This is a genomic window from Streptomyces sp. NRRL F-4489, assembly GCF_001509485.1.
Lineage (GTDB): Bacteria > Actinomycetota > Actinomycetes > Streptomycetales > Streptomycetaceae > Streptomyces.
Genome location: NZ_LLZI01000223.1, coordinates 1 through 11,988, shown reverse-complemented (window position 1 = coordinate 11,988; position 11,988 = coordinate 1). Strand labels below are relative to the sequence as shown.

Here is an 11,988-nt window from a genome sequence, read left to right as displayed (position 1 = left end):
TTTACGATGCCAGGACCCACATTCGCCTGGTGAATGTGAGATGCCGGGCCGTCCGCCCGGCAGCCGTCCAAGGAGCCACCGCATGCACGTCCACGACCTCCTCCAGCTCGACGCGCTCGATCTGACCCTCCTGTGGGGCGAGGGCCCCCTGCTCGACCGGGAGGTCAGCGGGGTCACCGCCACCGACCTGGAGGACCCGGCGCGGTTCCTCCAGCCGGGAGAGTTGGTGCTGAGCGGACTGGTGTGGTGGGCGCCCGGTGACGACCGGGAGAAGGTGGACCGCTTCGTGGCGGCGGTGGCGGACGCCGGGGCGGCCGCGCTGCTGGCCGGCGAGGAGACCCACGGGGCGATCCCGGAGGTGCTGGTGGAGTCCTGCCGGGCGCACCGCGTCGCGCTGCTCGCGGTGCCCGCGCACACCACCTTCCGCACCATCACCGAGGCGGTGTACCTGCGCCAATGGGGGGATCTCAGCCGCCGCCCGACCGGGCACTTCGCACTGCCGGAGAACGTCCGCGCCGAACTCACCGCGCTGCTGGCCGCGGACGCCGGTCCGGACACCCTGCTGGACCGGGCGTTCGCGCACCTGGGCGGCCCGGCCTGCTACGTGCTGACCGCCACCGGCCGGGTCGTCGCCCGGACGCCGGGCGCCCCGGAGTTGACGGCGCGTCAGGCGCGGAAGGCACTCGCCGCCGACGGCGGCCGCGGGGTGCGGATCGAGGGCGAGGCGGGCCCGTACGACGCGTGGTTCCTGCTGCCGCGCGGTGCGGACGACGCCCCGCCGCGGGTGCTGCACGAGATCGCCGAGGTGATCGCGGAGTACCGGCATCTGCACGAGACGCGGGAGCGGGCGGCGCGGCAGGCGGCGGACGCGCTGCTGGCGCTGGCCGCCGCGGGGGCCGCCGACGGCCCGGCGCTGGAGGCCGCGCTGCACGCCTGCGGGCTGCCCGCCGAAGGCCCGTTCGGGGTGGTCGTGGCGACCCTGGGCGGCGGCGAGCCCGGGCAGGCGGTGCGGGCCCTGGCCGAGGGGCTGCGGCACTCCCCCGGCGAACCGTTCGCCGCGGGGCTGCTGCCGGGCGGTGAGGCGGCCGCGGTGGTCGCCGGCGGCCCGGACACCGCGTCGCTGGCCGCCGTCTGGCCGGCGCTGCGCAGCTGCCGCCCGCAGGCGCCGCTGCACGCCGGGGTGAGCGGTCCGGCGGCCACCGCGCAGGGCCTGGAGGCGGCGCTCGACCAGGCGCGGTACGCGCTGGCCGCGGCCCGGTCGGCGGCACCGGAGGGCGCCGGGGTGACCTCCGTGGACGATCTGAGCACACTGGGCACGCTGCTGTCCGGGGTGCCGGCGGAGGTGCGGGCGGCGTTCAGCAGCCGGGTGCTGGGGCCGCTGGCGCGGGCCGGCAGCGCCTCGCACCGGATGCTGCTGGAGACCCTGGAGGTCTTCCTCGCCCAGCACGGCTCCTGGGCCCGGACCGCCGAGGTGCTGCATCTGCACGTCAACACCGTGCACTACCGCATCCAGCGGATCGAGACCCTGACCGGCCGCGATCTGTCCCGGCTGGACCACAAGCTCGATCTGCACGCGGCGCTGCTGTGCCGCTGAGGGCCGTACGGCTGCCCGGGGGGGGCCGGTCAGCCGCGCTCGTCGGGCAGATCGACGTGCACATGGGTGGACTTCACCCGGGCGGTCGCCTCGACGCCGACCTCGATGCCCAGTTCCTCGACGGCCTCCCGGCTGACCACCGCCACCACCCGGTGCGGCCCCGACTGGACCTCGACCTGGGCGAGTACGTCGTCGAGGGTGACCGCGGTGACGATCCCGGCGAAGGCGTTGCGGACCGAGGTCCGGGCCTCCCCCGGCACCGGGTGCAGCCCCGCGCCCCGCTCCTTGGCGAACGCGGCCAGGGCCACCCCGTCGAGCACGCGGTTGCCGGCCCCGTCCCGGTCCATCCGCAACTGCCCGCCGTCGGCCCAGCGGCGGACGGTCTCCGAACTCACACCGAGCAGCCGGGCTGCCTGACCAATGCTGTAGGAGGGCACGTGCGCACTCTATGGCCTGACCCGCGGGTCGGTTCCAGGGCCTCCTCCTCCGCCGTACGGCCCGCGGAAAAGCGCGTCGCCATCCGGCCCGCGCCGTGCTGGACTGAGCCGATGGAAACGGACCACGCGGCGGTACTCGCGCGCTACGACCACCAGCTCCGGCGTTCCGCGCCGCCCGACCCCGGCACCCGGGTGGAACGGGACGGCCCGGTGGTCCGGCAGACCGGCGGGCCGGACGACTGGAACGGCGTCCTCTGGTCGGATCTGGACGAGGCCACCGCCGACGCGGCCATCGCGGCCCAGGTCCGGCACTTCACCGCGCGCGGCCACGGCTTCGAGTGGAAGGCGTACGCCCACGACCGGCCCGCGGACCTCGGCGCGCGGCTGCGGGCGGCCGGCTTCACCCCCGAGCCCGCCGAGTCGCTGATGGTGGCGCGGTCGGACGGGCCGGCCGCGGCGGGCGAACCGCCGCCGGGCGTGCGGCTGGCGGAGGTGACCGGCCCGGAAGGGGTGGAGCTGGTCGTCCGGGTGCACACCGCGGTGTTCGGGACGTCCGCGGCGCGGCTGCGGCACCGGCTGCTCACCCGATTGGCGCGCGATCCCGGGACGCTGGTGCTGACGGTCGCCCTGGCGGACGGGGAACCGGTGTCCGCGGCGCGGCTGGAGCTGCCGGCCGGTACGGACTTCGCCGGCCTGTGGGGCGGCGGCACCCTGCCGGAGTGGCGCGGACGGGGCCTGTACCGGGCGCTGGTGGCGCGGCGGGCGCGGCTCGCCGCCGCCCGGGGATTCCGGTACGTCCAGGTGGACGCCACCGATCAGAGCAGTCCGATCCTGGACCGGCTGGGCTTCGCCATGCTGACCACGACCCGGCCGTACGCGTACCGGCCGTAGCGGGACCGCCCATCAACTCCCTTGTATCCAGGGACAGTTGTCGTGTCCGTCATCGGCGGGCGGGGCAACGGCGCCCGGGTGGGGCGCAGGCGACGGCCCCTCACCGTCGGATTAGTCCGGATTGCGGCGGTTTGTGCCGAATGTAAGCCTGGTACCCCATTCGTCGAAGGAGTTGATCGCATGGTTACGGATCGCACAGCGCCGGTCGAGACGGCTGCCCTCGCCGCCGAGGTCGAGGGTCTGCTCAGCCCCGCCGAACCCGACGGTGTCTACCGCGATACCCGCGAGTGCGGGGGCGGGCTGCTGCTGCTCGGCCTGCTGCTGATCTCGCCCCCCACCCCTCGCCCGAAGACCGGCGTTCGCTGAGGGGATTCGCGTTGGCTGAACAGACGCAGGGAGCGGTCCCGCTCAGCGCTGTGATCGCCGATGCCGCAACCGGGGTCGCCCTCGCCCTCCAGGGTGGGGGCGACCCCTATGCCCTCTCCCGGATCCTGCGCCAGGGCGATCCGCTCGCGGCGGCCGCGGTCCGGGTGCTGGGCGCCGACGCGCTGGCGCCGTACGCGCTGGAGCACCGGGCGGCGCCGGCCGGAGCGGACGACGAAGCGGTGGTGCGGCAGACGCTGGCGGCCTATCCTCCCGGCCCGGACGCCTCCGAGGTCTCGTCCTGGAGCTACCGGGGCCTGGTGGAGGCCACCCACGCCTACCTTCCGGCGAGCGGGCAGCCCTGGCCGCGGCCGCCCGAGGCCGGTGCCGAGTGGACCGGCACCGACCCCTGGCCCCGGCTCGCGCACCGGGTGTCCCAGCTCGCGGCGCTGGCCCTGCCGGACCTGGCGGGCGAGCTGGCCGAGCAACTGACCGCGCGCACCGACGACCTGGCCCGCGGCTTCGTCCGGGCGGTCCGCCGCCGGGACTGGCTCCAGGCCGCCGGGGTGGGCCGCTGGCTGGCCCGGCTCCCCGGCGTACCGCCGACCCTGGGGCTGGACGCCGGGCTGGCGTTCGTCCGCCAGATGGGCGGCGGCGACCCCCGGGTGGCGCTGCACGTGGTGGCCGCCCAGCGGTTCTTCGGGCGGGGCTGGTGACCGCCGGCCGGGGCGCCCCCGGGCCGGTGGCCGCCGGCCGGGGCGACCCGGAGCTGCTGGACCGGCTGGTCGGGGGCGCCCTCGGCTGGCTGGAGCGGCGGCGCGACCGCTTCCGCCTGCCCCCGGACGCCACCACCGACGCCGACCCCAACCTCACCCTCAAACCCCTCGGCGAACTGGCCGAACTCACCCAGTTCATCGGCTCGACGCACCCGCTGCCCGGGGTGCGGGCCGCCGCCGAGGAGCTGTTCGCGTTCGCCTGGCGGGAGACCCGCGAGGGCGAGCTGTTCGCCGAGCTGATCCGCGGCGAGCCGTACGCCACCTACCCGGTGGAGATCTACGGCGCGTTCGCGCAGGCCGGGCTGCGGCACCCGGCCGTCGAGGAGCTGGTGCTGACCACCACCGGGCTGCGCGGCTGGCGGGTGGCGCGCGAGGACCACACCCGTACGCTCGGGGTGCTCAACGCCGAGCGGCGGATCGGGCTGGCCCAACACGCCGACTTCGACGCCGAGTTCGCGCGCACCGGGCTCGGCCTGCGTCCGGAGCCGTGGGCGCTGGACCGCAAGGCGGCGTACGGGCTGACCCACGACGTCTTCCACCTCACCGACTGGGGCCGCAACCGCCACCGGCTCTCCCCCGAGGCGGCCGGCTATCTGCGGCTGTGGCTGCCCTCCTGGCTGGAGAACTGGCTCGAGGAGCGGCTGTGGGACCTGGTCGGTGAGCTGCTGGCGGTCGCCGCCTGCCTGCCCGGCGCCCCGTACGACGCGGCGGCCTGGCAGCGGCTGGCCGGTGCGCAGGCCGCCGACGGCGGCGTACCGGAGACCGGTGCGGTGCCGCGGCCCGCCGACCCGGCCGAGGACTTCCTGGCCTGCTACCACTCCACCCTGGTGACCGCGTTCGCCGGCACCCTGGCCCGTACCGCCTCGGACGAGGCCGGGGCGGGGACCGGCCCGGTGCCGGCCGGCGACGCGGCGGTGGCCGGGCCGACCCCCTTCGAAAGCGAGGCTGCGCTGTGACCGTGACGGCTGCGTCCCCGGCCTCCCCGGCCCTGCTGCACCGGGTCGGCGACCGGGCCCTGACCTGGCTCGACGCGCACCGCGACCACTTCCGGCTGACGGACCGGGACCGGGCCACCGGCAGCGCGATGATCGAACGGCTCAAGCCGATCGGCGAGTTGGCGATCAATATGCGGGTGCTGTTCCGGGAGGGCGTGGCCGGCTCCCGGCAGCGCACCCGGGCCGGCGCGCTGCTGGACTTCGCCTGGCGGGAGCTGCTGGACGGCGGCAACGTGCTGGCCGCGCTCCAGCAGGACGAACCGCTCTCCCCCGTCCCGCTGGAGGTCTACGCCCCGTTCCACGAACTGGGCCACCGCCACCCGGGCCTGGAGGCGCTGCTCTCGGTGTGCCGGCGGACCGGGACCTGGACCGCGCTGGAGATGGTGCCCAACCGGCGGCTCGGTGTGCTCAACGCCGAACGCAAGATCGGGCTGGCGCCCAGCGCCGACTTCGGGCAGGCGCTGGCCCGCACCTGGCTGGGGCAGCTGCCCGAGCCCTGGACGGTGCAGCTGCACATCGCGTACGACGTCACCCACACCGTCTTCCACGTCACCAACTGGGGCGAGGCGCCCGACCGGATCCCGCCGGAGATCGCCGACTACCTCACCCGCTACCTGCCGGCCTGGCTGGACGACTGGGCGGACCTGGAGCACTGGGACCTGCTCGGGGAACTCCTCGTCGTGGACGCCTGCCTGCCCCGCCCCACCCTGGACGCCCGGCTGTGGGAGCGGTACGCCGCGGCCCAGGCGGAGTCCGGGGCCATGCCGATCCAGCGCGGGATGCCGGAGGGGAGCCCGGACGTGGTGTTCGACCAGGTGCACCACCCCACGCTGGTCGCCGCGTTCGCCTCGGCGATGGCCACCTCCCGCGCCCTGACCACCGCCGCCGGCTGATGCGCACGGCACCCGGCGGGCCCGTGCTCACCGGCCGGCCCGCGCTCACCGACCGGCTGGCGGACGCGCTGGCCCGGATCGACGCCCCGGACGTGGTCCTGGCCGTCACCCGGCAGGGCCGGCGGACCGTCGTCACCGGCGGCAGCGCGCTGGCCCCGCCCACCCCGCGCCGCGAGCTGCGTTACGAACTGGGCTCGCTGTCCAAGACGTTCACCGTGCTGCTGCTGGCCGACCTCGCGGCCGGCGGCGTGCTCTCCCTGGACGATCCGCTCACCGCCCGGCTGCCGCGGCTGCCGCTGCGCCATCCGCGCTCCGGCCGGATCACCCTGCGCCATCTGGCCACCCACACCTCCGGGCTGCCGCGGATCCCCGCCGACCTGCTGGCCGGCGCGCTGCTCCGCCCGTACGACAACGGCTACGCCGGCTACGACACCGGGCGGCTGCTGCGCACCTTCGCCCGGACCCGGCCCCGGCACCGCCCGGGGACCCGCTGGCACTACTCCAACTTCGGGCTGGCGCTGCTCGGCCCCGCGATGAGCCACACCACCGGCACGCCGTACCCGCGGCTGCTCACCGACCGGGTGCTGACGCCGCTCGGGCTGACCGGCACCACCCTGGCGCCCGGGGCGACCGGCACCGACGCGGTCGGCCACCGCACCAACGGCACCACGCCGGTGGGAAGTACGGACATGGGGGCGTTCGCCGCGGCCGGCGCGGTCCGCGCCACCCCGGACGACCTGCTGCGGTACGTGGAGGCGCACCTGGACCCGGAGGGCAGCCCGCTGGCCGGGGCGCTGCGCGAGGTGCGGATCCCGCTGCTGCGGCGCGGTTGGCGGCACCGCGAGACCCATACCCTGACGTGGTATCAGCACCCGGCGCCGCGCGGACCGCTGCTCTTCCACGTCGGGGCGACCTTCGGCCAGCAGGCGTTCGTCGGCTACCACCCGGCGTCCGGGACCGGGCTGGTGGCGCTGGCCACCCGCCGCGGCCGCGGCTGCGGGATGGTGACCACCGCCTACGAGCTGCTGTACGGGCTGGCCGGCGAGGGGTGAGCCGGGCGGGCGGTCAGAGGTCGCCGGACAGGATGCGGGCGAGGAGCGGTTCGGGGTCCTGCTCGGCGGCGCGGGCGAAGGCCGCGGCGTACGCCCGGTCGCCGATCGCCGCCCGGGCGCGCCGCTCGCACTCCTCGCGCATCGCGCGGAGTTCGGGGGTGCCGCGCTGCGGGTGGCCGACCGTGCGCCAGATCGCCTGGCCGCCGCCGTAGACCTGGGCGGCGGCCGCGCCCCGGCCCTGGGCGGCGACCGCGGCGGCGAGCACGTCCAGGCCGAGCGCGATCCCGAAGTTGTCGCCGATCCGGCGCTTGGCGGCGAGCATGGCACGGGCGTGGCCGGCGGACTCCTCGGCCCGGCCCTGGAAGAGCGAGACCAGCGCGAGCTGGTAGTCGGTGTACGAGCGGGACCAGTACTCACCGCGCCGCACGCAGCCGAGCCGCAGCGCGGTGGCGGTCTCGCGGGCCTCGTCCAGGCGGCCCAGGGCGGTGAGCGCGAAGAGCCGGATGAGGTGGCAGCGCAGCCGGGCGGCGGAGTCGAACGGGTCGTCCGGCGGCGGGCCGAGGACCTGGCCGGCGACGGTGTGGGCGGTCAGCGGGCGGCCGGCCATGAGGTGGGTGAGGCCGATGAGGTAGCCGGCGGCGAGCACCGCGTCCCGGTCGCCGGCCTCCCGGGCGGCGCGGGCGCACTGGCGGCCCAGGGCCTCGGCGGTGTGCAGTTCGCCCTGGAGGAGGATCGCCACGCCGAGCGCCCACAGGGCGCGGGTGCGGGCCGGGCCGGGGCCGTCGTGGGCGGCCAGGGCGCGGTCGAGGTAGTCCCGGGCCTCGTGCAGATGGCCGCAGCAGGTCCAGAAGAAGCCGACGGCGGCGGCGAGTTCCTGGGCGCGGGCCGGATCGGTGCCCAGCAGGTGGTCCAGCGCCGTGCACAGGTCAACGTACGCCTCGGCGACCCGGCCGTACCAGCTGACCTGCTCCGCGCCGAGCCAGCCCAGCTCGGCGCGGCGGCCGAAGCCGACGAAGTGGTCGGCGTGGCGGCCGGCGACGGCGGCGGTCTCGTCGAGTTCGGCCAGCCACATCCGGCCGTACTCGCGCAGCGTGTCGAGCATCCGGAAGCGGGCGCCCTCGCGGGTGACGACGGATTTGGCGGCCAGACCGGCCAGCGCGGTGCGCACCCCGTCGGCGGTGAGCGGGCCGCCGGCGCACACCGCGGCCGCGGACCCGGCGTCGAAGGTGCCGCGGAAGACCGAGAGCCGGGCCCACAGCAGCCGCTCCAGCGGGGCGCACAGCTCGTGGCTCCAGCCGATGGCGGTGCGCAGGGTGCGGTGGCGCGGGGTCCAGGGCAGGCCGGTGCCGTCCAGGGCGTCGAGGCGGGAGCCGAGCCGCTGCGCGACCTGGGCGAGCGGGCGGTGGGCGAGCTGGGCGCCGGCCAGCTCCAGGGCGAGCGGGATGCCTTCGAGGCGGCGGCAGATGAGGTCCGCGGCGGCGGCGTTGGCCGGTTCGGTGAGCCGGAGGCCGGGGGCGGCGGCACCGGCGCGTGCGGTGAACAGCGCCAGCGCGTCGTTGTCGCCGGTGCAGGGCAGCGGGCCGATCTCGGTGATCCACTCGCCGGGGACGTCCAGCGGCTGCCGGCTGGTGACCAGGACGGTGACGCCGGGCGCGGCGGCCAGCAGGTCGCCGACCAGCTCCCGGCAGGCCGTGACGAGGTGTTCGCAGGAGTCCAGCACCAGCAGCAGCCGTTTGCCGGCGAGCCATTCGCAGAGCGCGGCCGCCGGGGTGCGGGCGGAGTGGTCGGCGAGGCCGGCCGCGTCGCAGACCGTGGCGACCAGCAGCTGATCGCCCTGGAGCGGCCACAGCGGGGCCCAGCGGACCCCGTCGGGGAACCGTTCGGCGGCGGCCTGCGCGGCCCGTACCGCGATCCGGGTCTTGCCCACACCGCCGGGGCCGGTCAGGGTGATCAGCCGGTGCCGGTCCAACTCGGCGCTCAGCCGCCGGAGTTCGGCCCGGCGGCCGATGAAGCTCGTGGACTCCTCGGGAACGTTGCTCACCACCGGCCCAGTTTGCCCCACACCGGAGGGCGCCGGAGCGCGCCGCGGACCGCGCCCGGGTGCGGAGCGGGCCGGGGAGCGCGCGGCGGCCCGCTCCGGGCTCACCCTCCTGAGTGACGGGGGTCGGGACGCGCCCGTACCGGACGCTCCCCAGGCGGCGGGCGTTACACCGGCTCGGCCTCGATGACCGAGAAGCGGTTGGGGCGCGGGAGGGCGGTGACGGACCGGACGGCGAAGCCGGCGGCCTCGCACAGCCGCGCGAAGTCGTCCCGGGTGCGCTCCCGGCCGCCGACGTTGACCAGCATGTTCAGATCGCTGAGGTAGCTGATGGCGTCGTCGCCGGGGCCGGTGCGCTCGGGCAGGACCGGTTCGAGGATCAGCAGCCGGCCGTCGTCGGGGACCACCCGGCGGATGTGCCCGAGGATCCGCGCGCACCGCTCGTCGTTCCAGTCGTGGATCACGCTCTTGAGGAGGTAGGCGTCGGCGCCCTCGGGGGCGGTGGCGAAGAAGTCGCCGGTGACCAGGGCGCAGCGGTCGGCCAGGCCGTCGCGGGCGAGCCGGGGGCCGGCCTGGGCCAGGCCCTCGGGGCGGTCGAAGAGGATGCCGCGCAGGCCGGGGTGGGCGCGCAGGATGCCGGCGAGGAGGGTGCCGTCACCGCCGCCGATGTCGGCCACGGTACGGAAGCGGTCGAAGGGGTACGCGGCCGGCAGCAGCTCGGCGGTGTGCGCGCTGCCCTGGCTCATCGCGGCGTTGAACCGCTCGGAGAGCGCGGGCCGTTCGGCCAGGTAGCCGAAGAAGTCGGTGCCGTGCACGGTGTCGAAGGCGGGCTCGCCGGTGCGGACGCTGTCGTCGAGGCGTTCCCAGGCGCGCAGCATCATGGGGTCGGAGAAGAGCTGGAGGACGGCGTGCAGCGAGCCGGGGGCGTCGCTGCGGGCCTGCGCGCCGGCCGGGGTGAGCGCGAAGCGGCCCGGCTCGGGCTCGGTGAGCAGGCCGAGACCGGTCAGCGCCCGCAGTAAGCGCGCCAGCTCCCCGGGTCGGGCCGCGCACCGGTCCGCGAGCTCGTCTGCGGTGGCCCGGCCGTCGCCGATCCGGTCGAAGACGCCGAGGCGGAGCGCGGCGGCGACGGTGTGGGTGGCCATCGCGCCGTAGGCGAGGGTGACCAGGGTGGTGCGGGCCTGGTCATCGGGGTGGGACGCGTGGGGCTCGTGCTGCGGGTGGGGCTGCTGCGACGGGGCGTTCGACATGAGGGGTTCCTCTCCGGTGATGTCCGGCCAACGGCGTTACGGGCGGGGCCCGGCAGGGCACAACAACGCCTGTGTGACGTCGCGCAGCACACCGGGGCCAGCCGTAGTTAGGTAACCCTAAGTCCGCCCGATCTTCGAGGCAATGCCCCCGTCCGCCACCCTGCCCGTCCGGCGCCACCGGCAGCACCTCCCGGGAGAGGAGGGACGCCCCCTGTCCCCCGACGACGACCTCCGCCTCCGCGACCTCGCGGAGCGCTTCCCGCCCGACCCCGCCCCCTGCCCACCCGCCGTCCCGGCGGCCCCGGCCGCGCCGTTCCGCCGGGCGGTGGTCCGGCTGATACTGGCGACCGCACTGGTGGCCCTGGCCGCCGGGGTGGCCCTGCCGCACGGGCTGGTCCTGGCGGGCGGGCTGGTCCTGGCCGGGGTCGCCGGCCAGCTGGTCGGCCCGGGCCGGCCCGGCGGCCGGGACCGTCGGCGATAGCCGCTCACGGGCCCTGGCGCGCCGCTGGATAACGTCACGTGCCCGGCCCGCTTGCCGTCGATGTGGGACTCCGAAGGGCAAGCGGGCCGGTGGTTCTCCCCCGCGTTCGCACGGGAGCGCGCTCAGGTGACGCGGCGGCTCCTCGATGCCACGGCGACGCACAGCGCGCCCAGCAGGAACGTCAGGGCGCCGATGACGATGTTGTTCCAGATGACTCCGGCGTCGGGACCGCGCCCGACGACCCAGGGCGACACGATCAGCCAGACACCGATCGCGCACATCGCGCCGCTCAGCCCGTACATCCGCTCCGGGGTGACGGTGAAGCCGATCGCCAGCAGGGCGACCGCGATGCCGACGATGAGGTTGTGGGTCATCAGCGCGGGCTGCGAGGCCGTGAAGTGCACGACCCACGGCGATACCGCGCAGTACAGACCGACCAGGAAGACCGGTCCGTCGACGAGCACCACATCCCGCCCGCCGAGCATCCGCTCGTAGCGCTCCCTCATCTCGGTGACGTCGGGGTGACCAGCGAGATCTCCCCTGCGGTGTGAGACATCGGCCATCCGACTCGCCTCCTTCGCTCACCACTCGGGCCGCATCGCGTGGCATCGGGCCGCGCATCTTTATTTTGCGCTTATGTCGGCTTTATGGGTAGATGCTGGGCCGTGCGAATTTCGGGACGGGGACGGGACGGGGGCGGGGCGAGGGCGGGCCGGGAGAGCCGGACGGGGCCGGCCGGCCCGCCCTGATCACAGCGCGCGTTCGTAACTCGCCCAGGCCATCGGGGAGTCGTGCAGGGTGACGGTGATCCCGGCGAGGTCGCGGGCGCCCGCGCCGAGCCGGCCCGCGGTGGCCCGGTCGGCCAGCCGGTCGGCTATGACCTTGGCCAGCGCCTCGGCGGAGGTGTTGGCCCCGGCGAAGGCCGGGTCGTCGTCGAGGTTGCGGTAGTTGAGCTCGGCGATCACGGCGCCGAGCTCCTGGGCGGCCAGGGCCCGGTCCACCACGATGTTGTCGTCGTCCAGCGCGGGGCGGCGGAAGGCGGCGTCCACGACGAAGGTCGCGCCGTGCAGGCGCTGCCCGGGCCCGGAGCCCGCGCCCCGGAAGCTGTGCGCCACCATCAGGTGATCGCGGACGGTGATGCTGAACACGGGGGTTCCTCCCAGGGGTTGCGGAGGGGGGAGGGGGTGGCGGGGGGTGTGGGGGCCGGGCGGCGCGGGGCGG

At 76.0% G+C, this 11,988-nt stretch carries 13 protein-coding genes; 8 read left to right on the top strand and 5 right to left on the bottom strand.

The features are described 5' to 3' along the window. Nucleotides 1-82 precede the first annotated feature (82 nt). Entirely contained in the window at nucleotides 83-1,594 is a 1,512-nt protein-coding gene (locus ADL22_RS17360; RefSeq protein WP_066979839.1) for a helix-turn-helix domain-containing protein, read from the top strand. 29 nt (nucleotides 1,595-1,623) lie between these two features. Here the strand turns inward: ADL22_RS17360 and ADL22_RS17355 are convergent, their stop codons facing one another. Continuing rightward, nucleotides 1,624-2,031 carry a TOBE domain-containing protein gene (locus tag ADL22_RS17355; protein WP_066979836.1) on the bottom strand — a complete coding sequence of 136 codons (408 nt, stop codon included), beginning with the start codon at nucleotides 2,029-2,031 and terminating at the stop codon, nucleotides 1,624-1,626. Between the two features lie 111 nt (nucleotides 2,032-2,142). On the opposite strand from ADL22_RS17355, the gene ADL22_RS17350 reads away from it, so the two are divergent. The 6 genes from ADL22_RS17350 to ADL22_RS17325 all read left to right on the top strand — a co-directional run bounded on the left by ADL22_RS17350 (nucleotide 2,143) and on the right by ADL22_RS17325 (nucleotide 7,001). Continuing rightward, nucleotides 2,143-2,922, top strand: coding sequence for a GNAT family N-acetyltransferase (locus ADL22_RS17350; RefSeq protein WP_066979833.1), 780 nt, complete (start codon nucleotides 2,143-2,145; stop codon nucleotides 2,920-2,922). Between the two features lie 180 nt (nucleotides 2,923-3,102). After that, nucleotides 3,103-3,288, top strand: coding sequence for a hypothetical protein (locus ADL22_RS17345; RefSeq protein ID WP_066979831.1), 186 nt, complete (start codon nucleotides 3,103-3,105; stop codon nucleotides 3,286-3,288). Nucleotides 3,289-3,299: 11 nt separating this feature from the next. After that, entirely contained in the window at nucleotides 3,300-4,001 is a 702-nt protein-coding gene (locus ADL22_RS17340; RefSeq protein ID WP_234430741.1) for a hypothetical protein, read from the top strand. 26 nt (nucleotides 4,002-4,027) lie between these two features. Then, nucleotides 4,028-5,017, top strand: coding sequence for a DUF6895 family protein (locus ADL22_RS17335; protein ID WP_066979948.1), 990 nt, complete (start codon nucleotides 4,028-4,030; stop codon nucleotides 5,015-5,017). Next, the gene (locus ADL22_RS17330; RefSeq protein ID WP_066979825.1) at nucleotides 5,014-5,949 is read left to right on the top strand and encodes a DUF6895 family protein; all 936 of its coding nucleotides are present in this window, start codon (nucleotides 5,014-5,016) and stop codon (nucleotides 5,947-5,949) included. The genes ADL22_RS17335 and ADL22_RS17330 overlap by 4 nt, the downstream gene beginning before the upstream one ends. Continuing rightward, complete coding sequence (locus ADL22_RS17325) at nucleotides 5,949-7,001, top strand: serine hydrolase domain-containing protein (RefSeq protein WP_066979822.1); 1,053 nt, start codon at nucleotides 5,949-5,951, stop codon at nucleotides 6,999-7,001. The genes ADL22_RS17330 and ADL22_RS17325 overlap by 1 nt, the downstream gene beginning before the upstream one ends. Before the next feature lie 13 nt (nucleotides 7,002-7,014). Here ADL22_RS17325 and ADL22_RS17320 read toward each other — a convergent pair whose 3' ends face one another. Beyond that, nucleotides 7,015-9,045 (bottom strand): ATP-binding protein, encoded by a 2,031-nt coding sequence (locus tag ADL22_RS17320; RefSeq protein WP_066979818.1) that lies wholly within the window; start codon nucleotides 9,043-9,045, stop codon nucleotides 7,015-7,017. A gap of 161 nt (nucleotides 9,046-9,206) precedes the next feature. After that, the gene (locus ADL22_RS17315; protein ID WP_079064217.1) at nucleotides 9,207-10,286 is read right to left on the bottom strand and encodes a methyltransferase; all 1,080 of its coding nucleotides are present in this window, start codon (nucleotides 10,284-10,286) and stop codon (nucleotides 9,207-9,209) included. Between the two features lie 142 nt (nucleotides 10,287-10,428). Here ADL22_RS17315 and ADL22_RS17310 point away from each other — a divergent pair, with 142 nt between their 5' ends. After that, on the top strand, nucleotides 10,429-10,767 hold the full coding sequence (locus ADL22_RS17310; protein WP_066979815.1) for a hypothetical protein: 339 nt from the start codon (nucleotides 10,429-10,431) through the stop codon (nucleotides 10,765-10,767). A gap of 122 nt (nucleotides 10,768-10,889) precedes the next feature. Here ADL22_RS17310 and ADL22_RS17305 read toward each other — a convergent pair whose 3' ends face one another. Further along, nucleotides 10,890-11,330 carry an SPW repeat protein gene (locus ADL22_RS17305; RefSeq protein ID WP_066979813.1) on the bottom strand — a complete coding sequence of 147 codons (441 nt, stop codon included), beginning with the start codon at nucleotides 11,328-11,330 and terminating at the stop codon, nucleotides 10,890-10,892. Between the two features lie 186 nt (nucleotides 11,331-11,516). Beyond that, the gene (locus ADL22_RS17300; protein WP_066979810.1) at nucleotides 11,517-11,915 is read right to left on the bottom strand and encodes a 6-pyruvoyl trahydropterin synthase family protein; all 399 of its coding nucleotides are present in this window, start codon (nucleotides 11,913-11,915) and stop codon (nucleotides 11,517-11,519) included. Nucleotides 11,916-11,988 lie beyond the last annotated feature (73 nt).

What these genes read in the sequence shown, in the direction of transcription:
- ADL22_RS17360 (WP_066979839.1), top strand. Translation starts at nt 83, where the DNA reads ATGCACGTCCACGACCTCCTCCAGCTCGACGCGCTCGATCTGACCCTC.
- ADL22_RS17350 (WP_066979833.1), top strand. Translation starts at nt 2,143, where the DNA reads ATGGAAACGGACCACGCGGCGGTACTCGCGCGCTACGACCACCAGCTC.
- ADL22_RS17345 (WP_066979831.1), top strand. Translation starts at nt 3,103, where the DNA reads ATGGTTACGGATCGCACAGCGCCGGTCGAGACGGCTGCCCTCGCCGCC.
- ADL22_RS17325 (WP_066979822.1), top strand. Translation starts at nt 5,949, where the DNA reads ATGCGCACGGCACCCGGCGGGCCCGTGCTCACCGGCCGGCCCGCGCTC.
- ADL22_RS17315 (WP_079064217.1), bottom strand. Translation starts at nt 10,286, where the DNA reads ATGTCGAACGCCCCGTCGCAGCAGCCCCACCCGCAGCACGAGCCCCAC.
- ADL22_RS17310 (WP_066979815.1), top strand. Translation starts at nt 10,429, where the DNA reads ATGCCCCCGTCCGCCACCCTGCCCGTCCGGCGCCACCGGCAGCACCTC.
- ADL22_RS17305 (WP_066979813.1), bottom strand. Translation starts at nt 11,330, where the DNA reads ATGGCCGATGTCTCACACCGCAGGGGAGATCTCGCTGGTCACCCCGAC.